This is a genomic window from Staphylococcus americanisciuri (genome assembly GCF_024814435.1).
Lineage (GTDB): Bacteria > Bacillota > Bacilli > Staphylococcales > Staphylococcaceae > Staphylococcus > Staphylococcus americanisciuri.
The window spans coordinates 12635-36239 of record NZ_JANUXY010000011.1; the positions used below are offsets into that span (position 1 = coordinate 12635).

Annotated in this window: 19 protein-coding genes; 13 read left to right on the forward strand and 6 right to left on the reverse strand. The window is 34.2% G+C overall.

What is annotated here, in order from left to right:
- Together ppx and NXS11_RS09680 are read left to right on the forward strand one after the other, a co-directional pair.
- Positions 1–1533 carry an exopolyphosphatase gene (gene ppx / locus NXS11_RS09675; protein WP_259200802.1) on the forward strand — a complete coding sequence of 511 codons (1533 nt, stop codon included), beginning with the start codon at positions 1–3 and terminating at the stop codon, positions 1531–1533.
- 171 nt (positions 1534–1704) lie between these two features.
- The gene (locus NXS11_RS09680) at positions 1705–3873 is read left to right on the forward strand and encodes an RNA degradosome polyphosphate kinase (RefSeq protein ID WP_259200803.1); all 2169 of its coding nucleotides are present in this window, start codon (positions 1705–1707) and stop codon (positions 3871–3873) included.
- Between the two features lie 52 nt (positions 3874–3925).
- Here the strand turns inward: NXS11_RS09680 and NXS11_RS09685 are convergent, their stop codons facing one another.
- The gene (locus tag NXS11_RS09685) at positions 3926–4753 is read right to left on the reverse strand and encodes an RluA family pseudouridine synthase (RefSeq protein WP_259200804.1); all 828 of its coding nucleotides are present in this window, start codon (positions 4751–4753) and stop codon (positions 3926–3928) included.
- A 122-nt stretch (positions 4754–4875) separates the two neighbouring features.
- Here NXS11_RS09685 and NXS11_RS09690 point away from each other — a divergent pair, with 122 nt between their 5' ends.
- Together NXS11_RS09690 and NXS11_RS09695 are read left to right on the forward strand one after the other, a co-directional pair.
- Positions 4876–6000, forward strand: a complete 1125-nt coding sequence (locus tag NXS11_RS09690) for a GAF domain-containing sensor histidine kinase (RefSeq protein WP_259200805.1) — start codon at positions 4876–4878, stop codon at positions 5998–6000.
- Between the two features lie 2 nt (positions 6001–6002).
- The gene (locus NXS11_RS09695; protein ID WP_259200806.1) at positions 6003–6629 is read left to right on the forward strand and encodes a response regulator; all 627 of its coding nucleotides are present in this window, start codon (positions 6003–6005) and stop codon (positions 6627–6629) included.
- Positions 6630–6700: 71 nt separating this feature from the next.
- On the opposite strand, the gene NXS11_RS09700 is transcribed toward NXS11_RS09695, so the two are convergent.
- A complete protein-coding gene (locus tag NXS11_RS09700) occupies positions 6701–7987 on the reverse strand; it encodes a dicarboxylate/amino acid:cation symporter (protein ID WP_259200807.1) in 1287 nt (428 codons plus the stop codon).
- 269 nt (positions 7988–8256) lie between these two features.
- Here NXS11_RS09700 and NXS11_RS09705 point away from each other — a divergent pair, with 269 nt between their 5' ends.
- The 9 genes from NXS11_RS09705 (at position 8257) to yhaM (ending at position 21143) form a co-directional block, all read left to right on the forward strand.
- Positions 8257–9126 (forward strand): cation diffusion facilitator family transporter, encoded by an 870-nt coding sequence (locus NXS11_RS09705; protein WP_259200808.1) that lies wholly within the window; start codon positions 8257–8259, stop codon positions 9124–9126.
- Positions 9127–9520: 394 nt separating this feature from the next.
- Positions 9521–10849 carry a glycosyltransferase family 2 protein gene (locus tag NXS11_RS09710; protein ID WP_259200809.1) on the forward strand — a complete coding sequence of 443 codons (1329 nt, stop codon included), beginning with the start codon at positions 9521–9523 and terminating at the stop codon, positions 10847–10849.
- A gap of 1 nt (position 10850) precedes the next feature.
- A complete protein-coding gene (locus NXS11_RS09715; protein ID WP_259200810.1) occupies positions 10851–13121 on the forward strand; it encodes a bifunctional glycosyltransferase/CDP-glycerol:glycerophosphate glycerophosphotransferase in 2271 nt (756 codons plus the stop codon).
- Positions 13122–13650: 529 nt separating this feature from the next.
- Positions 13651–14115: an XRE family transcriptional regulator XdrA gene (gene xdrA, locus NXS11_RS09720; protein WP_259200811.1), complete on the forward strand. Its 465-nt coding sequence runs from the start codon at positions 13651–13653 to the stop codon at positions 14113–14115.
- Between the two features lie 192 nt (positions 14116–14307).
- Positions 14308–15438, forward strand: coding sequence for a DUF445 domain-containing protein (locus NXS11_RS09725; RefSeq protein WP_259200831.1), 1131 nt, complete (start codon positions 14308–14310; stop codon positions 15436–15438).
- A gap of 86 nt (positions 15439–15524) precedes the next feature.
- The gene (locus tag NXS11_RS09730) at positions 15525–15869 is read left to right on the forward strand and encodes a YlbF/YmcA family competence regulator (protein WP_259200813.1); all 345 of its coding nucleotides are present in this window, start codon (positions 15525–15527) and stop codon (positions 15867–15869) included.
- 195 nt (positions 15870–16064) lie between these two features.
- Positions 16065–17258 carry a metallophosphoesterase family protein gene (locus tag NXS11_RS09735; RefSeq protein ID WP_259200815.1) on the forward strand — a complete coding sequence of 398 codons (1194 nt, stop codon included), beginning with the start codon at positions 16065–16067 and terminating at the stop codon, positions 17256–17258.
- Positions 17255–20179, forward strand: coding sequence for an AAA family ATPase (locus NXS11_RS09740; protein ID WP_259200816.1), 2925 nt, complete (start codon positions 17255–17257; stop codon positions 20177–20179). The genes NXS11_RS09735 and NXS11_RS09740 overlap by 4 nt, the downstream gene beginning before the upstream one ends.
- 22 nt (positions 20180–20201) lie before the next feature.
- Positions 20202–21143: a 3'-5' exoribonuclease YhaM gene (gene yhaM, locus NXS11_RS09745; RefSeq protein ID WP_259200817.1), complete on the forward strand. Its 942-nt coding sequence runs from the start codon at positions 20202–20204 to the stop codon at positions 21141–21143.
- Between the two features lie 152 nt (positions 21144–21295).
- Here the strand turns inward: yhaM and NXS11_RS09750 are convergent, their stop codons facing one another.
- From NXS11_RS09750 to NXS11_RS09765, 4 genes are all read right to left on the reverse strand, one after another.
- A complete protein-coding gene (locus tag NXS11_RS09750) occupies positions 21296–22261 on the reverse strand; it encodes a peptidylprolyl isomerase (protein ID WP_259200818.1) in 966 nt (321 codons plus the stop codon).
- Between the two features lie 150 nt (positions 22262–22411).
- Positions 22412–22978, reverse strand: coding sequence for a DUF3267 domain-containing protein (locus NXS11_RS09755; protein WP_259200819.1), 567 nt, complete (start codon positions 22976–22978; stop codon positions 22412–22414).
- Positions 22979–23029: 51 nt separating this feature from the next.
- Positions 23030–23434, reverse strand: coding sequence for a MarR family transcriptional regulator (locus tag NXS11_RS09760; protein WP_259200820.1), 405 nt, complete (start codon positions 23432–23434; stop codon positions 23030–23032).
- Positions 23431–23559: a hypothetical protein gene (locus tag NXS11_RS09765; protein ID WP_259200821.1), complete on the reverse strand. Its 129-nt coding sequence runs from the start codon at positions 23557–23559 to the stop codon at positions 23431–23433. Before NXS11_RS09765 ends, NXS11_RS09760 begins: the two co-directional genes overlap by 4 nt.
- Between the last annotated feature and the right edge of the window lie 46 nt (positions 23560–23605).

Genomic DNA, 23605 nt, shown 5'->3' on the forward strand with positions numbered 1-23605 from the left:
ATGGAACGCAATGCTTTAATAGACATTGGATCTAACACCATTCGTCTAGTAATCGTTGAATTTGATCACGATACAGGCTTGAATGAGATTCAAAATATCAAAACCCCTGCACGACTAAGTCAATATTTAGATGAGGCAGGAAATATGCTTGAAGAGGGCGTAGACGTTTTAGTCACAGCTTTACAGAGTTTCAAAAAGGTTGCTGAAGCATTCAAAGTGTCAGCATTGTATCCGATTGCAACTGCAGCCATTCGTCAGTCCCAAAATCAACAGACCATTGTGCGACGTGTAAAAAAAGAAGTCGGAATTGATATCATCTTGATACCTGAAGAAGATGAGGCGTTCTATGGCGCATATGCCGTTACACACACGACAGATATTCAAAATGGTATTACCGTTGATATTGGTGGTGGTTCTACAGAATTGACGTATTTCAAAAATAAAAAAATTAAGCAGGCTGTCAGTTTTCCATTCGGTGTTGTTACGCTTACACGCATGTTTTTTGATGGGAAACAACATAATGACAAGGAAGCACTTAAGAAGTTGGAGAAGTTTCTGAAAAAGTCATTCAGCAAGTTAGATTGGATTGCAAATAAAGGTGTACCATTAATCGGTATCGGTGGTTCTGCTCGAAACTGTGCGCGCATTCACCAAGCGTTACGACAATATCCAATTGCGGGTGTCCACAGCTATTCGATGACACATGATGATTTAACAACGGTCTATGAAACATTGAAGGCGAATTCTAGAGATGAGTTAGTGAACTTAGATGGCTTGAGTCGAGATCGTATGGATATCATCATACCTGCTGTCGTTGTGTTTAATGTGCTATTTAATCTGATACAAGCGGAATCTTTTACATTTTCACGTAAAGGTATTCGTGAAGGTTTTATGATGCATCAAATTGCTAAGACACATCGCGGCGAGTTCAGAAAGGAAAATGTCCAAAGCGATGCGCTACGTCATTTGGCGAATGAATATAGAATTGAACCAACAGGTGCCAAACAACGTCAAAAACTTGCAGAAACTTTGTTAACGCAATTGACAGAACAAGATAAGTTAAAGGTCGATGAAGAAGTGCAACAACGCTTTTTACAAGCAGCCTATCTCTATTATTTAGGTAAGTTTATCGACTCTGACTCCAGTTCACAACATACGTATTATATTATTGCTAACTCTAGTATCAATGGTTTGACACATAAAGAACGTGTAAGGTTAGCGCTGCTTACAAGCTTTAAAAATAAGTCATTATTAAAGCAATATAGCGATGAGACACAATGGTTTTCAGATAAAGAACTCAGTGATATTCAAGCATTGGGCGGTATTCTCAAGTTTGTCAATGCGCTCAATATATCAAACACGAATACAGTCAACCAAGTAGCACTAATCACTGACTCCGATGTCGAACAATACCAATTGAATGTGTATTATCAAGGGGAACCCATCGCTGAGCAGTATCAGTCAAACCGTCAGAAAAAGCACATTGAAAAAATATTGAAGGCTAAACTTAGTATTCAATTTATCAAAAAATAGTTTTTGCATATTAAGGTGTAATTGAAAGTGATTATGTAAAGACTGCCGAGAGAAAAGAGATTGACATTGGAATCGTAAGTGTATATACAACGCTGTTTTGGTGCGATTCAAACGTTAACGGAGGTCTTAATTGGTATCACACCTAAGTAGCAGGTATATAGAATAAGGTGGATGATAAAAGTGACAAACAATAAAGTGAAATTTGATATTAATGACCCTAGTTTTTATAACAATCGAGAAGTAAGCTGGCTTGATTTCAATTATCGAGTACTTCAAGAAGCATGTGATAAAACCAATCCCTTGTTAGAACGACTCAATTTTATTGCAATCGGCAGTTCTAATTTAGATGAATTTTTCATGGTACGTGTCGCTGGCTTAAAAGACCAAGTCAAAATGGGCTACGATAAACCAGAAAATAAGTCGCAATTGACACCTTCCGAACAATTACAAGCGATTGAAAGAAAGAACCGTAAAAATGTTTCATTCCAATATCATCGCTTTAATGAACTCATGGAAGAATTGAAGACGTACGATGTATATTTAACGAAGCCAGATGCGTTAGATGAAGCTTTAAGAGAACGTCTAAAAACTATCTTTTTGAATGAAATTTTACCGACTTTGACACCATTAGGTATTGATGCGTATCGCCCATTTCCTAAGCTCAACAATAAAACATTAAATATTTTTGTGGATATCGATACAGGCAATGAAGTGAATTCTGCGATAGTTCAAATTCCAACATTGCTAGATCGTTTCACAACAATTAATGATGGCAATAAACATTACATTATTTTGATTGAAGATATTATTTCATATTTTATGGGGTATTTGTTTAGAGGTTATGAAATCTTAAATACCTATACATTTAGAATAACGCGCAATGCTGATTTGATGATTCATGAAGATGGTGCAGAGGACTTATTGATTGAAATTGAACGCTTTTTGAAAGAACGTAAAAGTGGGGCAGCTGTTCGTCTAGAAATAGATAACCGTGGCCAACAAGATTTGGAAATTGATTGGCTAATCGATACTTTAGAGCTAACGCCCGAAGATGTTTATTATACAGATGGTCCGTTAGATTTAACCATGGTCTTTGAACTTGTGGGACATTTATCGAATAAGCTAAAAGACTTGAAATACCCACGTTATACACCACAAGTCCCACAATCATTAGGTGATCGCAATGTATATGGCCTTGCATTAAAGCGTGATATTTTCTTTCATCATCCATATGAATCATTCGATCCGATTGTAGACTTTATTAGGGAAGCTTCTGAAGATCCGAATACGATGGCGATTAAACAAACACTTTATCGTGTAAGTAGTGATTCGCCGATTATTGAGGCATTAAAAAATGCGGCGGAAAATGGTAAGCAAGTAACAGTGTTAGTTGAGTTAAAAGCACGTTTTGATGAAGAAAACAATGTCCATTGGGCACGTATGTTAGAAGAAGCAGGTTGTCATGTAATGTATGGTATGACGCACTTAAAAACACATAGTAAAATCACATTGGTTGTTAAGCGTATCAATGGCGAACTCGTGCCGTTCGTTCATTTAGGCACGGGTAATTATAATGACAAAACAGCCAAACTATATACTGACATGGGAATTATCACAACCAATAAGAAAATTGCACAAGATGCGATGAGTTTCTTTAATTATTTGAGCGGTTATTCTATCAAACCAGATTATCAAGAATTAATCGTTGCACCATATGAAATTCGAGATTTGTTTATCGAACGGATTGATGAAGAGATTGAAAGTCACAAGAAACATGGCAATGGTAAGATGATGATGAAAATGAACTCATTGACTGATAAAGCACTTATTATGAAGTTGTTCGAAGCATCTCAGGCTGGCGTAAAAGTACAGTTAATCATCAGAGGTATTTGCTGTTTGAAACCGGGGATTCCTGGTGTAAGTGAAAATATTGAAGTTGTGAGTATTGTCGGTCGTTTATTAGAGCATTCACGTATCTACTATTTCCATAACAATGGCGATGCGCGCATTTATTTATCTTCTGCGGATATGATGACACGCAATATGATTAAGCGTGTAGAAATTTTATTCCCAGTGTTAAATAAGGATATTGCTAATCGTTTAGTGGATTACATGAATTTGCAGCTTTCAGACAATCAAAAGGGACGTTATCAAGATCGTTATGGTGTCTATCATTACGTTGAAAATGATTTGGAGCCATTAAATGCACAAGAATATTTAATGAATGAAGCAGTGGAATATGGTATTCAATTGAAAAAAGAGAATATTATTGAGACAGGTCAACCTGTACGTGCTGCATCTAGTTGGGTGCGTCGGTTTCGCAACAAACTCAAACGTTAATTAGCTAAAAAAGTTCGCTTATGTGAAGGAACACATAGGCGAACTTTTTTTACTATTTTACATCGTCGAGCGATACAGATATGGCTTCTTGCGTGAATGGATGTACGAATTCAATTTGATAACTTTCTAATTTTAATTGTCGTAAAGTTGCATCACTATACAGCGGATCACCAAGAACTGGATGACCTATCTCAGCAAGATGTACACGTATTTGATGGGTACGGCCAGTATCAAGTTTAACGTATAGTTGACATACACCCTCTTTTAACATTTCTGACTTGAGGATGTGTGTCACAGCACGCTGACCTGTAGGAGATACACGTCGCTTATTTGGATGGAATTTATCTTTTCCAATAGGCATATCAATCGTTTGTGGCTTAATAGGCAACAAACTTTTGACTTGTGCACGATAGATTCGGTGGATTTCGTTATCTTCTAACATGCGGTCTAATATTTTTTTAACCAGTGGATTTTTTGCCACAATAAGTAAGCCAACTGTTTCTTGATCGAGACGATGAATGGGTTCTACGTAAGGACAATTCAATGTATAGATGACGTGATTCATCAAAGTGTTGCTTTCTTTCAAGTCATTTGGATGCGTTTTAACACCTTTAGGCTTGAGGACAATCGCAAGGTAATCATCTTCATAAACGATATTAGCATAACGATAGCTTGGTAAATATTGACTTTCAGCGCCAGAATCAGGCAATAACACTGTATCACCAGTATGAATCTGTGTATTTAATGTTGCGGCATCACCATTTACTGTAATTTCTTTCGACATATTAAGTTGATGTAATTCTTTTTTGGGTAATTTTAAAGCTTGAAACATAGCTCTTAAAGTCATGTCATTAAATTGTTGAGGGATTAAAATCTTCATAATAGCCTCCTTAAGTCTTTCTATCATACCATAAAATACAATGTACTGTATTTAGTCCAGATATTTTTCACAATAAATAAGAACATGTATAATACAAGTGATAATGATAAGGAGATGAGTTCATGGAGAGACCAACACGTTTAGCCTTATTGAAAGAAATTGCTGAGTTTTTGAATGAAGAAACAGAAATTCAGTCGATGATGAATGGTGCACTGGATTATTTAATTGAAGGCAGCGATTTCACGACAGGTTGGATTTTCTTCATTGATGAGACAGGCGCACATACTTTGGAGGCACATCGCAGTTTGCCAAAAGGTCTGATGAATAATCATTGTAAATATATGACTGAAGGGACATGTTGGTGTGTCCAATCCTATCATAATAAAAAGTTGACGAAAGCTTCTAATATTATCAGTTGTTCACGAATTAACTTGGCGAGTCGTGAATATGAAACGGAAACTGAAAATATTACGCACCATGCGACGGTTCCATTGAAATCAGGAAGTGAACAATTTGGTTTGTTAAATGTTGCTACGCCGTATACGCAACATTATAGTGATGAGGATCTTGAGTTATTGGAGTCTGTTGCATTCCAAATCGGCTCGGCAATCAAACGAATCGATTTGACTAATCAAGAAAAAGAAGCGGCAAGAATCAATGAGCGTAATCGCTTAGCTCGTGATTTGCATGATTCAGTGAACCAGATGCTATTCTCATTAAAATTAACGGCACATGCTGCGGGACAAATGGCACAAGATGATATTTCTAAGCGTGCATTTTCACAGATAGAAGTGACAAGCCAAAACGCTGTGAACGAAATGCGTGCATTGATATGGCAACTCAAACCAGTCGGCTTAGAGAAAGGACTGGTTCATGCTCTAAAACAATATGCTGCATTAATCGATATTCAAGTACATGTGTCGATTTCAGGCTTGATTGACTTGGAAAATAAGATTGAGACAAATGTGTATCGTATTATTCAAGAAGCCATGAATAATACAAAAAAACATGCGGGCACTCATGAGGTCTTCGTATCCTTTTCTCAAGATGCTGAGAAGTTTGAAATGACTATTCGAGATAACGGGATTGGTTTTGATATGCAAGCAATAGACGCGCGTGACAGTCATGGATTGTTAAACATCAAACAACGTGTACATTTGTTGAATGGCAAGTTAACCATACAATCAGTTGATGGGACGTCCTTGCATATTGAGGTGCCGTACAGACGTAGTAATAGGGGGGATTAGAAATGGCGAAAGTTGCGCTTGTGGATGATCATTATATTGTTAGACAAGGCTTAGAGTTTTTACTGTCAACGTGTGAGTTAATAGAAGTAGTAGGGAGTTTCAGCTCAGGACGTGTATTGTTAGATGCATTGGCTCAGGAAATATGTCAGCCAGACTTAGTGCTCGTTGATTTGGTTATGCCTGAAATGAATGGGATTACGCTAATACAGCATTTAAAACGTCAGTATCCAACAATCAAGGTCTTAGTGTTAACAAGTTATGTTGATGAAGAACATGTAATTTCAGCTATGCATGAAGGCGCTGATGGCTATGAGATGAAAGATGTTGAACCGGAGCGTCTTATTGAATCGATTCAAAAGGTCCTTAACGGTGAGACGGTTGTCCATAAAGAAGCGCAACAAGTTATGGAAATTGTAAATAATAAGCCACATATTCAAAACAAATTATCGAAACGTGAAGCAGAAGTGCTTAAAGAAATGGCAAAAGGTAAGACGAATAAAGAAATCGCGGATACGTTATTTGTATCTGAAAAAACGATAAAAACACATGTCAGTCACATTTTGGCGAAGTTGGAAGTAACAGATCGTACACAAGCAGCGTTATATGCGCTGGCTAATCACTTGATATAATACGAAACAATCCCTGATGACATAGGACTAAAAAATGTCATCAGGGATTGTTGTTCAATTGATATTGAGTTTTATTCAGCGTGCATATGGCCTTTAAGTTTGCGACCTTCACGTTCTGATAGGATTAAGGCACAAGCTGCATCACCTGTAATGTTAACAGCTGTACGCGACATATCAAGTAGTCGGTCAATACCAAGAATGATACCAATTGCAGCTGGATTCAAATCAACAGCTGTTAAGACCATTGCTAACATGATAAGACCTACACCTGGAACACCGGCAGTCCCAACTGATGCGATAACAGCGACTAATACAACAGTGATGAGTTGAACAATTGTTAAATCAGCACCCATTAACTGTGCGATAAAGATTGTTGCAACACCTTGCATGATGGCAGTACCATCCATGTTAATTGTTGCACCTAGTGGCTGAACGAATGAGGCGATTTCAGGTTTAACACCCATTTTTTTCGTACATTCCATTGAAACGGGTAAAGCCGCATTGGAACTTGATCCACCAAATCCTACAGTAATCGCTGGGAAAAATCCTTTAAAAAATTCCATTGGACTGCGTTTGGCTAAGAACTTCACAGCGCCTCCGTATACAACAAAGAAGTGTATAAAAAGTGCTGCGAGAACGACGATGAAATATAAACCTAATTGTCGAATGGCACCAAATCCAGCACCAGTAAATGCGTGTGCAACAAGCCCAAAAGTTCCGATAGGTGCAAATTTATTCATAATCATTGATATGATATACATCAGAACTTCATTGAATTGATCGAAAAATTTATGTACAACCTTTGCTTTTTCACCAACCATCATAATACCGACACCAATGAATATCGCGAATGTAATAATTTGAAGCATGTTTCCTTCAGTCATTGCTTGAACAGCATTTTTAGGGAAGAAATCAATCACCGTTTGATCAAAAGTTTGGTTCATAGGTGAATCTTCAGCTTCTTTTTGTTCTGTCAATTTTTTTTGATAAGATGTTACTTCATCGCTTTTTAATAAATCTGAATGCCCAGCCCCTGGTTTTACGATTAATGCTAAACACGTTGCCAATATGATAGCTAAAGCGGTTGTTGATAGGAAAAAGACCATCGTTTTCAGTCCAATACCGCCCAGTAGTTTAGGATCACCTACACCAATGACACCTAGTACAATCGATACAAAAACAACTGGTACAACAAGCATAAATATTAAGTTTAAAAAGATTTGACCGATAACGTTAAAGATATATTGGTCTGCGAAGGTAACAAATTTTGCGCCTTCATAAAAATTAAAGATGGAACCAATTGTGATCCCCAATATAAGTGCGACGATTATTTTAACTGTTAGCCCTTTGAATTTCATATTTTCATCCCCTTCATAAATAACACAATTCCGTTTAGTAACAAATATCAATGTTTGCCCCATAACTTTGATATTTTTTATAAAACATGTGTTCTCATTCTTTATGGATGATCTCGTTTGTAGAAATCAGCCTTAAAGCAATTATAATCTGAATATTGGTAATCTTGTAATGTAATTTTTAATCGCTTTTTTACTTTTTCATAAAATAATAGTAAAATGGTATAACTTATTTACATTCATTTCATCACTTATATTTGAGGTGACAATTCATGCAATTGGATAATAAAATAATACAAGCTAAAAAAGGGGCATGGCTTAGTATTATTACATATACATTATTAACAATTTTAAAGGTGTTGTATGGTTGGTTAGCTGATAGTCGTGGTTTGATGGCAGATGGTATTAATAACGCCACTGATGTTATCAGTTCGATAGCCATTTTAATCGCATTACATATTTCTATGAAGCCGGTTGATAAGAATCATCCATATGGTCATTACAGATCAGAATTTATTGCAGCACTTATCGCATCTTTTATTATGTTTGCAGTGAGTATCCAAGTGATTGTGACAGGCGTGCAGCATTTCTATAAAGGGAACTTTCATCAACCGAGTCAATCAGCTATTGTTGTCGGTTTAGTGTCAAGTTTTATAATGTTTATTGTTTTTCTCTATAATCGCAACTTAGCACGTAAAGTGAAAAGTAGTGCATTAAAAGCTGCAAGTTATGATAATCTTTCCGATGCGCTTGTTTCTTTAGGGACTGTTATAGGTATTATGGGTGTTTATCTAGGTGTACCTATGCTGGACACACTGTCAGCCATTGTGATTGGTCTCTTAATTATGAAAACAAGTATTGACATTTTTAAAGAAACAGCTATTACATTAACAGACGGCTATGATGAAGAAGAGCTTTCTTACATTTATGAATGCATTGCTTCAATCAGTGATATTCATGAAATTAGAGATATTAAAGCACGCAGTCACGGTATGATTTCATTTATTGATGTGACAATTGCAGTTAACCCAAACCTTACAGTTATTGAAAGCCATAAAATCTCAGATCAAGTAGAAACTAAATTGAAAGAGAGTCTGGGAGAAGTTGAAACGATTGTGCATATAGAACCATTTGAATTCTAATAATAATGATTAGCTACATATGAAAACTGTATTTCTTAAGACTGAATGATTATGTCATAAGAAATACAGTTTTTTTGATGAGGATGATGGACATAATAATACGTTTTACATTTTAATTATTTTAAATGAAAATCATTGTTTTTATCTAATAATTATGTTGTTGAAAAAGGATTGTAATATTATTAATTCTGCTATCGGTTATTGCTATTTACCAATAAAAGAACTGATAGTATAATATAAAAATAAGCTTTTTTGAATACTTTTAAATAACTATCTCTATATATTATAATTAATATTTAGTAATAATTCTCCCTTATTAGATTAATCATTAAAGAGATTTTGATAGTACAACATATCACTAGCCAATACAGATTTAGATATTAGGAGTGACAATATGTTTTCAGTTATAGTCTCGACATACAATGGAAGTAAAGAAATATTAAATACACTAGAGAATATTAAGCGGGGTCTTGAAGGATTTCGTTTTGAAATAATTGTTGTTGATGATGGAAGTATAGATGATACAGCTATTTTACTTGAGCCATATAAAAAGGATAAACGGTTTAAGATATTAAAACAAAGTAATCAGGGAATAAGTGCTGCTAGAAATCAAGGTATTGAAGCTATGAGCCAATATGCACAGTATGTTGTATTTATAGATGATTCTGATAAGGTAGCAAAGAATTTCTTTTTGAAGATTGATAACTATTTTAATACATACGCAGATATTGATATAGTTGCAACGCCGCTTATACGTACTAAAAATGGAATATTTCAGCAGCACAGCTTGAACTATAGATTTCATGCGGGTAAACAAATAGTTGACATACATAATGATTATCAGTATATACAGTTTCATATTGGCGGAATGGCATTTAGAAAACGACTTTTCGATAATCAACAGTATAGATTTGATGAGAATTTAACATTTTGGGAGGATGCTAAATTCATTAACAATATTTTAATAGATATTGAAAAATATGGTCTGATAAGTGATACGGCATATTTTTATAATAGTGAAAACCCTAATTCATTGAGTAAATCAGCTTGGTTTTTAGAAGAGCGCTACATACCACTGATTGAAAATAATTATATGTTTTTAATCAGAAAATCAAATGAAAAATTTAATCACACCATTCCATATGTTCAATTTCTTATTGCAACTCATTATAGTGAATATTTAAAAGAACACAATCAAGAAAGAATTATCGAAAATCCATATTTCAATGTCGACAGATTTGAATTAGCTTCTCAACGTTTATTTAGCAATATCAGTAGTGAGATAATTTACAATTTAAGGACCCATCATGTTTATATTAATTATATGTTAAATCTTAAAGGCAAATCAGTTGAAAGAAGCAGATTAGTGCACAATTTTAAAATACATATCCACACATTTAACATCTTGACAAGAAATATTAAATTTTCATTTTCTGATCCAACCGCTACGATACCAATTGATTCAAAAGTATATTTAAATTGTTTTGGTAATCATTTAAAACTTGCTACTTTAGTGAAAACTAGAAGGCTTAATATTCTAGGTAAACCTACAAATGATTTTAGCAAAAACATTTATAAAATAAAATTGCCATTGATTTATTTGTTTATCAGAAGTAAAATGACAATTGTTAAAAATGAAATTGAATATGAAATTTATAACCCGTCTATTTTAAGTAGGGTAGTTAAAAATGTGCAAAAATTAATAAAGCACCGGAGGAAGTAAATTGGAGAAAGAGATAAAAGTTACAGTTGTAATTCCTGTATTTAACGCCGAAGAATACATTATTGAAACATTAGAGTCTGTAGAAAATCAAACATTCAAAGACGATTTTGAGGTTCTATTGATTAATGATGGTTCAGAGGATCAATCTGTTCAATTAATTAACAATTTTATTGCTAAAAGTACCCAAAAACATATTCACTATAGTGTGTTAGATGATGGTGAAAATAAGGGACAGGGTGCTAGACGAAATATGGGAATCGATATGGCTAGAGGAGAAGCCATCTTATTTTTAGATTCTGATGATTTTATTGAAAAGCAAACTTTGGAAATTGCATATAAAAGGTTAAGTGGTACAAAAGAAAACGACTTTGTCATATTTGAATGGGCATACTACTATCCTGAAACTGGACAAGTAAAGTATGTTAATAAAGAACGATATAATCTCAAACTTGCATTATATCGTAATACCGTAGAAATGTTACTCTCATGTGCGTCTTATTTTACTGTGAATAAACTTTATAAAAAAGAATTCTTACAGAAGCATCATATTCGTTATGGTGAAGGCTATATTTATGAAGATCTGGAATTTTATGTTGCATGCGCATTAAAGGCGTATCGAGTTCCGGTTATATCTAATATCTTGTATAAAGTTAGAGTGCACGGTCAGTCTACAACTAAGACAGATTATTTGGGAACTAAACATAGAGACTCATTCTTGAGGGCTGTTGAAAATGCATCTGCTAAAATGTTGGATGGATATCGTGATCCGTATACGCCATATCAAGTCAACAAATACTTTATATATCGTGCCTTGATGTATGCTGATAGACGTTTGCCGAACAATAATAAAATGAGAAATGCATTTATTAGAGATATAATGAAGATTATTAATGCATACAACCCGAATATCAAGGTTCCGCATGGTGTTATACCAATATATCAGTACGCTTTTTCTAAAGGTGTCATAAAGAATTTAGAAGTTACAAAAATGAAAAAATTATTCAGATTGCATAGAAAAAATAAAATCAATTTTTATCAAACGAGAGAAATTGAAAAAGCTAACAGAAGAAAGAAATTGAAGAATAGAATTAATAACAATTACTATTTAAAACCATTGATTTATAACGCAAGGCGTAAAGTTCATGCAAGAAGAAATGACAAAAAAGCAAAAGAAATTCAAAATTATCTTGATTTGACTATCAACCCTCGTAATATTATTATGCTAGGGTTCGATTATGAATACCGTGGAAATTCCAAGTATTTATTTGATTATTTAATGAGTCATTATAGCCCGGAAAACTTAAAGTTTGTAACTTTTGATATAAGAGTGCCAGAGGAATATCGAATCGCACCAAGAAGTAAGCAGTTTTTCGATTATTTTTATACAGCTAAAGTAGTGATTGCTGAGTCATGGATTCCAGCAGCTTTTAGAAAAAAAGAAGGTCAAACATGGATTCAATTGTGGCATGGGACACCATTTAAGAAAATGTTATTTGATTCTAATGAGTCGACTATGCTGAGCTTAAACATGGGACATAAGGTAAAAATGAAGAATGATATTTCACGTTGGGATTATCTCATTGCGGATTCAGAGATTGCCAAACAAAAGTTTCAAACTTCATTTGATGTGGCAGAAAGTAACCTTGTGACGACAGGGTATCCGAGAAATCAGTGGTTAAAAGAGAATCAAAAAAATAAGTTGTTAATTGAACAACTTAAAATAAAGAATAATATTCCATTAAACAAAAAAGTTATTCTTTATGCGCCAACGTGGAGAGACTATAATTACAAAAAACCTGAAAGTAAAAAAGATAAGCAATATATCATGCAGTTTAAAAAGCTTTTAAGCCATTTAGGAGATGAGTATTGCATTATTAATAAAGCACACTCAATGGACACACAACCTTCTTGGAATACTGGGATTTCACAGGTATATACGGTTAATGACAGAGTTGAGACACAAGAGTTAATCGCTATATCTGATTTGATTGTAACAGACTACTCATCTATTTATTTTGATGCAATCCATATTAATAAGCCATTTTATTTCTTGTTAAAGGATCTGTCAAAATTTAATATAACTAGAGGATTATATCCTGATATGTATAAAGATATTCAAAAATTAACTGCTAATGATGAAATAGCTTTGGCTAAAAAGATAAAAGCAAATACATTTGAAAGCTTCAAAGTACCTGAAAAATATCGGATAGAACAAATTGAAAAAGCTAATGAACGTATTGCGCATCTAATAGAAAAAAATTCAAATGAATAATAAGAAGAATTAAGTAGTGCGATATTTATGCGCTACTTAATTTTCCTTTTTTTAATGTTTAACAATTATGACTGTAAATATGATGATCGAGTGAGAACGTGTAAATACTATTAACATATAAAAGTATGTTTTGTGTAGGAAGGTTTAATTCACAAAATTTGAAGGCAGAATTTTTAATACTTGATACTTGTTTTGGCACAAAGCCTTGATATTTCCTTTTTACTTAGTTCTAATTTTCAGCATTTATTATATTTTCATAGCACATTCATGGCTAATATGCTAGAATAATATCGGTGTATTAAATCATAAAAAAAGTAAAGAAACAACAAGAGAGACTAAGGCAAGAAATAAATGGCATATTAGATTTTTTCGACTATTTCGCCTTTTAAAGTTTTGAAAAAATAATGCTAATGCCTCTTTTCATTTGCATCTTTATGTATTAATATGTAATTTGTGTTTCAAGAAATGTGTAGATTTTCAATTTCTTGTGTGCGGATAAAATTTTATTTAGGAAAGGTCGTAATAATAAATGGATAGACAAAGTTTTACAGATTTAATTCAAGCAAAATTTAAGATGGTTCGTATTGAAGCGGGATATACACAAGATACTATGGCCCAAACAATTGGACTTTCAAAAAAGACTTTGGTACAAATTGAAAAAGAACGTGTATTACCCAACTGGACAACATGTGTATCAATCTGTGCATTGTTTAGAGATTCTGAAGTTTTGAATAGCACATTTGGTTGTGATCCATTGGAAATTGTACAAACAGTTTCACGAAATCAAGCGGCATATCCAAAATATTCAACAGTAAGTGATATTTATTGGGAAACTTTGGCTTCAAAAGGGAACTTTATTTTACAAGCTAATAAGGTAAGCGAGCTTTATCGTGTGCTAGATGGTAATAAGCAACCTTTATTCGGTTCACCAAAACTAAGAGAAGCAGAGACATTCTTCCAACGCTATGCGAAAGAAGACCTTGTTCGTGCATAATACAATAAAAATGGGAAGTGCTGTGACATGATGTGTTGCAGCCTTTTTATTTGGAGAATAAAATAGGCAACGATATAATTGATATTGCGTTTTTATATATGTTTATTAAGTTTGTATGTGAAACTTGGATTAAATATTGAAATTTGTGGAATAATTATCGAGGAAGATTAATAGACTGAGAGGCGAAATGTGATGCAAGCACTACTTGTAGTACTTTTTATGATGGTTATCGGTGCCGTAATTGGTGGTGTCACCAATATGATTGCGGTAAAAATGTTATTCCATCCGTTTAAAACATATTATGTATTTGGAAGACGTGTTCCATTTACCCCAGGGTTAATTCCCAAACGAAGAGAAGAGATTGCGACTAAGATTGGTCAAGTGGTTGAAGATCATTTGCTAACAGAGTCACTGATGCGTGAAAAATTGAATGCACCTGAAATGCAGCAAACAATTAAACAGACAGTCACAAATCAAGTTATTCGTTTAAAGCAAGATGATATGACGATACAAAAGCTGGCTGAACATTTTAATATTGATGTGGTCAACACGAGTAATGAATGGATTAGGACGTTTGTAACGGATACGCTTCAAAAGAAGTATGAAGCACATCGTACGGATATGCTCGATGAATTAGTACCGGCAGAGATTATAACTGTACTGGATCGAAAAGTAGCAGAATTAGACGGCATGTTATTGGAGAAGGCACGTACTTATTTGCAATCTGACAAAGGTTATCAAGATATTGTGGAGATGGTTAGTACATTCTTTGTGGAAAAGGGTGGTATTGTCTCAATGCTTCAAATGTTCATGACAACTGAGGCAATGGCAGAACGGATACAGAAAGAGTTAATTCGTCTCACACATCATGAGCGTGCACAAAATATATTAGCTACACAAATACAGCAAGAATACGTTAAGTTTAAAAATATGACATTAGAGACTTTGGTAGGAGTCGATCAAATCGAAAACTTACGTGGGCAAGTGGCAGATTATCTATTAGATCAATTGAAGTTGTCGCAGCGTGCGCATCAACCTTTACACAGACTGGCACCTCAATTGTTTGAACACTTGGATAAGGAAGGAATTGATAAAATTACTCAACTTATACTTAATGTGTTGGCAAATAGATTATCATCTATCATGCGCCAAGTTAATATTCGTGGTCTGATTGAAGAACAAATTAATCGTTTTGAACTAGATTATATTGAACAACTTATTTTTGAAATTGCGAACAAAGAACTTAAATTAATTATGCTGTTAGGGTTTATTTTAGGTGGATTAATTGGAATCTTACAAGGAGTTATTGCAATCTTTGTATAATCTCTAAAAGTATGGTATCGTAAGCAAGGAAAGAAGTTGGCATGGCTATGCCGGCTTAACATTGACTATTAAAAGGAGCGATGATCATGGCTGTAAATTTATATGATTATGCAAACAAATTAGAACAAGCTTTACGTGAAAGTGATGAGTACAAAGCAATTAAAGATGCGTATGCTAAAGTAAATGCTAATGCAGAATCTAAAAAATTGTTTGATGAATTCCGTGAAACACAATTGAAATTCCAACAAAAACAAATGCAAGGCGAACAGTTAACTGAAGAAGAAATCAAGAAAGCACAAGAACAAGCACAAGAAATTGAAAAAGATAGCAACATTGCTGAATTGATGAATGCTGAACAAAAAATGAGTCAAGTATTCCAAGAAATCAATCAAATCATTGTTAAACCTTTAGATGAAATTTATCAAGACTAATTAAGTCATGTTTTAATATAGTCTCACAATGTAATGCTCCCTTTAAAGAATGGCAGTGCCCATAACTTTGAAGGGAGCATTGTATTTGGATTTGTAACATCATTTACATATGAATTATGCTAAAATAGAAAGATACATAACAAAGATTTTATTGTATGATTGCAGACTAAATTTCTGGAAAAGGAGCTAACAGTGATGGTTAAATTTTTGCATTGTGCAGACTTACACCTTGATAGTCCATTTATGTCAAAACAACATCTCAGTCCTAATATTTTAAGAGATGTTGAGAATAGTGCATATGAGAGCTTCAAGCAGATTATAGATGTGGCGTTACGTGAAAATGTAGACTTCATGATTATTAGCGGAGATTTATTTGATCAACGTAATAGAACGTTTAAAGCAGAAGTGTTTCTTAAAGAAGAGTTTAAACGATTACAAAAAGAGCAAATCTTCGTGTATATCGTACATGGTAACCATGATCCATTATCGGAACGTATTACAAATGATTGGCCAGAGAATGTAACGGTTTTCTCAAATTCTGTAGAAACGTATCAAGCAATCACAAAAACGGGTGATACAGTTCATCTTCATGGATTTAGTTATGAAACTGCAGCAAGCTATGAGAACAAAATTGATGATTATCCAACGAATGAGGATCGCAATATTGTACATATCGGTGTTCTTCATGGCACATACAGCAAATCTGGTGCTTCTGATCGTTATACGGAGTTTCGTTTAGAGGATTTAAATAATAAGTTATATCATTATTGGGCGCTTGGACATATTCATAAACGCCAACAGCTTAGTGACTTACCAGAAATTCATTATCCTGGCAACATTCAAGGGCGTCATTTTAAAGAACAAGGTGAAAAAGGATGCTTGATCGTTGAAGGAGATCACGTTAAATTGACAACGCGTTTTGTTCCGACGCAATTTATACGTTTTGAAACAGCTGAAATTGATGTGAGTCAGATTACCCAACAAGCACTTTATGATGCGATTCAATCGTTTAAGATGAAGGTTCGAGGGCTCGGGCGTGCATTTTATCGTTTACGCTTAAATGTTTCTGGTGATGAGCGTATTAATCCACAAGTATTAGAACAAGTTAAAGCGATGATATTGGATTATGAAGAGAATGAACAGCATTTTGTGTTAATTGACGAATTAGAAATCTATTATACCGACTTGGAATCTCAATCTATTTTTAAAGAATTTGCGCCAGAATTATTAGCACAAGATGAGATTTATGAAGAGGCATTACAAGATTTATATATGAATCCGAAAGCCTCGAAATACTTAGATCATTATCTAGAACATGATCGTCAAGCCTTGGTGGAACGTGCAGAAGCAATGATTAATGCTGAGTTGAAAGGAGCGAATAGACGATGAAGATTAAATCAGTTGAAATTTATGGTTATGGTCAATTTGTTCAACGTAAAGTTATTTTTAATCAGCATATCACACAAATATATGGTGAGAACGAGGCTGGAAAATCTACGTTACAAGCATTCATCCATTCAATTTTATTTGGTTTTCCTACCAAAAAAGAAAATGAACCACGTTTAGAGCCACGTATGGGAAATCAATATGGTGGGCGTGTGACCCTCATAATGGATGACAATACGGAAGTAGATGTTGAACGTGTCAAAGGAAGTGCGCAAGGTGACGTTAAGGTCTATTTGCCGAACGGTGCGATTAAAGATGAAGCATGGCTGAAAGAACATCTCAATTTTATCAATAAAAAAACGTATCAAGATATTTTTTCATTCAATGTACTAGGCTTACAAGACATTCATAAACATATGTCAGAAACCCAGCTTCAGAACTTTTTAATGCAAGCAGGTGCCTTAGGATCAACAGAATTTATAGGAATGCGTGACTTAATCAATAAGAAAAAGCAAACATTATATAAAAAAGCAGGACACCAGCCAGAGATTAATCAAAAAGTTGCTAGGCTGAAAGAGATTGAGCTTCAAATTCGTGATGCTTCTACACAAGTTGAGACTTATCAGCGATTGGTAGAAACGAGAGGGAAGACAGCAGCACATTTAGAAACAACGAAGCAAAATCTAGATCATCTTACAGGATTTTTTGAGGATAAGCAAAAAGAGTTGGCGTTCCATGATCAAGTACAAGAGTGGAAAGCATTGGAATCAGACTTAAATATTGAACCGATTACTTTTCCTGAACAAGGTATTGATCGCTATGAAGCTGCCAAAATTCAAACACAACAACTTGAAAGAGATATTGGTTTGCGTGAAGAAAAGGTTAAACAGTTGCAGAATGAAAATGACAAGCTTGATGTACCTCACAAAGAGATTGTCAATAAGGTTGAATCAATCGCTAAGCAAGAAGAAGAGATCAAACAGCAAGTGCATGATTTGAAGCAAGTTGAGCGTGATATTGACGATGTCACACGTGAACTTGAAGGTTTGAAATCTAATATTGGTTGGGAGACGGTGCATGACAATGTGGACGCTTCCGATGCACAAAAGAGTTATACAAGTGATGTATTGAAAGATAAACGTGAAAATGCGCAATATATGAAACAATATCACAATTTGTTAGATGAGCATATGATTGAACATCAAGCACATGAAACAGAATTAGAACAGCTCAATGCACGCTTAGTTCCGAATGAAACGTTTGAACAGAAAAAAGTATATGAAAAACGCTTGCTAGAGTTGAATGAAAAACGCAATCTTTTTGTTAAAATGAAAGAGGCGTTTGAGGTTGAGCAGCAACAAAAGCAACAGCGTCAAAATATGTTGCGTATCATTTTTATCATCATGGCGCTTGCATCAGCGGGTGTAGCTGTATATGCATTTATGTCACAGACAATTGTTTATGGAAGCATTTTTACTGTATTGGCATGTTTATTTATTATCGCTACTTTTGTGGTGAAAACTAAAGAAGTGGGACATAATGAACGCTTTTCAGAAGAGATTGAGCAGTTAGAATCTGAAGTGAATGCGTTAGAAGAAACATACGACTTAAACTTTGATTTGTCGGATCAATACCAATTGAGAGATCAAATTGCGCAACGGAAGCAAAATTTAGCAATTTCAGCTCAAAAACAACAGCACTTACAAGAACAGTTGGCAGCTGCTGAAGCACGGTATCATGAAGATGAGGGTAAAGTTGATAAGCTTCGTCAAGATTTACATGTTTCATCAAAAATGTCAGATGAATTGTTAACAGATGTGGTACAAACGATTCAATCTATTAAGGGACTAGATGTTAGATTAACACAACTGCAAGCGAAGCAATCTTCTTTAGAAAGTAAGCTTACGGCATTTTATGAACAGGCAGAGCAAGAATTAACGACGCACATACCACATTTTAACCGTATATCATTATTTCATGACGTGCGCGAATGGTTAAAACATGCTCAATCTGATACGATAAAATATGAGCGTAATGATGAGCAATTACAATTGATTACGAATGAAGTGAAACATTTAAATGAAAGACTGAATGACAACCGAGCAGTTATTAAGAAGTTGTTTGACTTTATTGGAGCGATTGATGAAGAAAGTTATTATAAGCATCATGAGTATTTCAAAAAGTATCAACAGTCTTTATCGCGTTTTAATGACTTGACACAGTTTTTGGAAAATCAAGATTATGGTTATGAAGAAAGTTCTAAGTTAAGTGAAAAAACAACTGTGCAATTAGAATCTGAATATCAAAAATTAGAAGCGCAGATTGATGAATACAATGAACGTTTCCTAACATTACAAAGTGAAGTGAGTGGTTTGACCGCACAAATTAATCATATGGAAACAGATGATACATTGAGACGTCTAAAACACGAGTATCAGCTCGTGCGCACTCAGCTGAATGAACTAGCAGAAGATTGGGCAGCATTGAGTTATCTAGAAGCTTTGGTAGATGCACATATTAAACAGATTAAAGATAAGCGTTTACCTCAAGTTGTACAAGAAGCGACTCAAATCTATGAACAGTTAACAAATGGTGATTATGTACAAGTGACATATGAAAATGAAAAGGTGATGGTACGTCATAAAGATGGTCAAATGTATCATCCCGTAGAGTTAAGTCAGTCAACGAAAGAATTGCTTTATTTTGCATTGCGCATTAGTTTGATTAAAATCTTAAAGCCATACTATTCACTGCCAATTATCATTGATGATGCATTTGTTCACTTTGATGCATTGCGTAAAAAACGTATGATGAATTATTTAAAATCAATGCCAGAAAACTATCAAATATTGTATTTCACATGTAATCAAGATACGACACTGTCAGCTAAACAAAGTGTTACGTTACAAAAATTAGAGAAATAATATTAAAGAAAGGTGCTGTACGATGAGACATGTAGAGACGTTAAAGCCCGGAGATAAGGTGGATCACTTCTTTTTAGTACATCAAGTGACGCAAGGTGTAACGAATCAAGGGAAAGATTATATGACGTTGAAGCTACAAGATCAAAGCGGTGAGATAGAAGCTAAGTTTTGGACTGTAACTAAAGACGATCTGCAAATTTTAAAGCCTGAATTAGTGATTCATGTCAAAGGAGATGTGATTAACTATCGCAATAATCGACAATTGAAAATGACGCAATACAGAGTAGCGACCGAATCAGATGGCGTTAACATTGGTGATTTCATTGAACGTGCACCGATCTCTTCAGAAACGATTAAAAGTAAGTTGAGAGACTATATTTTTGAAATTGAAAATGCAAATTTGCAAAGAATTACACGCCATCTTTTAAGTAAATATGAGCAAGCATTTTTCGTTTATCCTGCAGCGAGTTCAATGCATCACAACTTTGTGGGAGGGCTAAGCTATCATGTTGTTACCATGCTAGAAGTTGCTCAAAGTCTGTGTGAAATATACCCAAGTATTAACAAAAGCTTATTGTATAGTGGTATTATTTTGCATGATATTGGCAAAGTGGTGGAGCTATCAGGACCTGTTGCTACGACTTATACGTTGGAAGGAAATTTATTAGGTCATATTTCAATTGCAAGTGACGAGATTGCTGAGGCAGCACGTCAGTTGAATATTGAAGGTGAAGAAGTGATGTTGTTGCGCCATTTAATTTTAGCGCACCACGGCAAGTTAGAGTTTGGATCACCTAAGTTACCTCAAGTTAAAGAAGCAGAAATCTTACATTTTATCGATAATATCGATGCACGTATGAATATGTTTGACAAAGCATTAAAGCAGACAGAGAAAGGTACGATGACGGGTAAAATCAGAGGTTTAGAAAACAGACGTTTTTATAAGCCAGAAAAGCTTGATTAAGCCAAAAAACATGGGGAGGGACAGGAATCTCATTTTTCTAAAAGGATTCTTGTCTCTCCCCAACAAGTATGAGCAGGGGTGAAAAAGCGTATTTTCACTCCTGCTTTTTACAACTTTTTCTCACTTTTCTATTTTCCAGCTGTTTTAATAGATTAAATGCCTAAATTTTGAGTGCTTTGAGAACTTTGAGAAGCTTTTTGAAGGGCTTCAGGGTTTAAGATAGAGTTTTCAATCGCATTTTTAATGTCACGATCTTTATAATCAACTTTGTATTCATCTAACAATTCTTTATAGGCATCTGTAAGAATTTTAGGATTTTCTTGTAATTTATTTTGGATGATTTTTGTTTTGAGCTTTGATTTTTCTTTATTGAAGTCAGTTTGTTTATCAGCACGAATGATGTGATAACCGTATTCTGTCTTTACAATATCAGAAATTTCGCCTTCTTTTAATTTGAAGAGTGCTTTTTCAAATTTTTCCACCATTTGCCCTTTTACAACATAACCAAGGCTACCATTTTGTTCGCTACTTGAATCCATAGACTCTTTTTTAGCGATTTTATCGAAGTCATTTGGATTTTTATCAAGTTGTTTTTTTATTTCTTCAATTTTCTTTTTCGCTTCTTTGTCGGAAAGTCCTTCTTTATCGTCATCATTTTGTTTAACTTTAATCAAAATATGAGAAGCTTTTTTCGTCTGTTCTTTAATTTCTTTATCTGTAATTTTAACTTTCTCATTTAATAATTGTTTTTGATATTCGATTAGTTTACGTTGCTCTTTATATTCGTCCATAGTGATATTTTGTTGCTTGAGTAAGCTTTCAAATTGCTCTTTACCACCATATTTTTCAATCTGACTATCAATTTCTTTATTGATTTTTTTATCATCAACTTTGTCGCCGTATTTATCTTCTAAGATTTTACCTAGTAAGAGCTTGAAGGAACTACTTGCGATTTGATTACTTCCTATATCTTTCATGACATCTTCAACTTTAATATTTCCAGCTTTTGAAGAAATGAGTGTTTCATCTTTTGAAGAGGGCGCATTATTTCCACAGGCACCTAGCAGTAAAGCACTCGCAGATAAGGGGATAATCAATTTTTGTAAGCTAGTTTTCATATTGGAATCTCCTTTACATAAAAGTAACAAACATAATATACCACAATCGTGTTATTGAACCAACGAAATACCTAGCAACTACGACTAATGTATGAGACGAATCGTCTAAATTAACAATGGAAGTAAAAAAATTGGCTAAGCCTCGAAAGGTTAGCCAATAGAGATATGGTCTGGTTTACAATTTTTTTCTAAGAGGACGAATCCATTCATATGTTCTTCTACAAATTGTCCACGTTTGTAAAAGAAGATAACTTTCAAATAAAGCAAATCCATCACAGAAAATCCAGCATTGAGTGCCATTAAAAACATAAAGTAATGACCATAGTGTGGATAAGCACTAGCAATCAAGATGCATATGGTTGATATCGTAACCAATGGTGCAATCAAACATATACAAAAGTAATACTTACGCACGGGTTTATCTAAAAATATGTTATATATAGGTACCCAGCTCTTAGGCATTAACTTATAAATCTTGATATGACGTAAATAAGGCAACACGGTCAAAACATGAATGAGTTTGTGTAATGGATATAAACACAAAATTAAGACAATAAATATTAAAAAATTTTTGTCGGTAAATGGCACATTTGAATAATAGCGAAATACTTCAAAGCTAATCAGAAATGTGATAATTACAGTAACGACGCTAATAAATGCAATACGTGGGATACCAAATCGAGAATGAATATCGATTGATCTTGAACAGTTTAGCATCAAAAAACTCCTTTAATGCGATGTTTGATATTACGTATTATCTACTTCAATCTAGTCAGCGTCAAGTAAATTTTTTCTTAAGTGATCGTGACATTGATTAATACCATCTAAGAACATTTTACCTTGTAATTGTGAGACGAGATAATGTTCATCACTAAAGCTTGGGAAATGAAACATTTGTTCATAATAATCTTGAGCAGCACGATATATACTATTATTTGTTATATCGTATTGATTGAAAATGTTTTCTACAAGTGAATGACCTTCTTCAGTTAAAACGATGAAAGTATTACGTTTATCGTTCGTATCTTTTTCTAATTTAAGTAATTCCTGTGACTCAAGACGTTTTGCAAAGTTGTAAGCAGTTGATACATGTATCACTCCGTAACGAGAAATATCAGAAATAGTTACTTTTTTAAATGCATAAATAGTCATTAGAATCAAATGTTCATTCATTGTGATGCCGGATTTTTAAGCCACGCTTGCCAGTCATTTTCTGCACTTTTCCAGATAACTTTTGCTAGCATAGCGGCTTTATGCGTGTATAACATACTCTCAATTTGGTTCTGTTTATCGGTCATGCGACTATCTCCTTTCAACTGTATAAAAGCATGATACTTATGTATC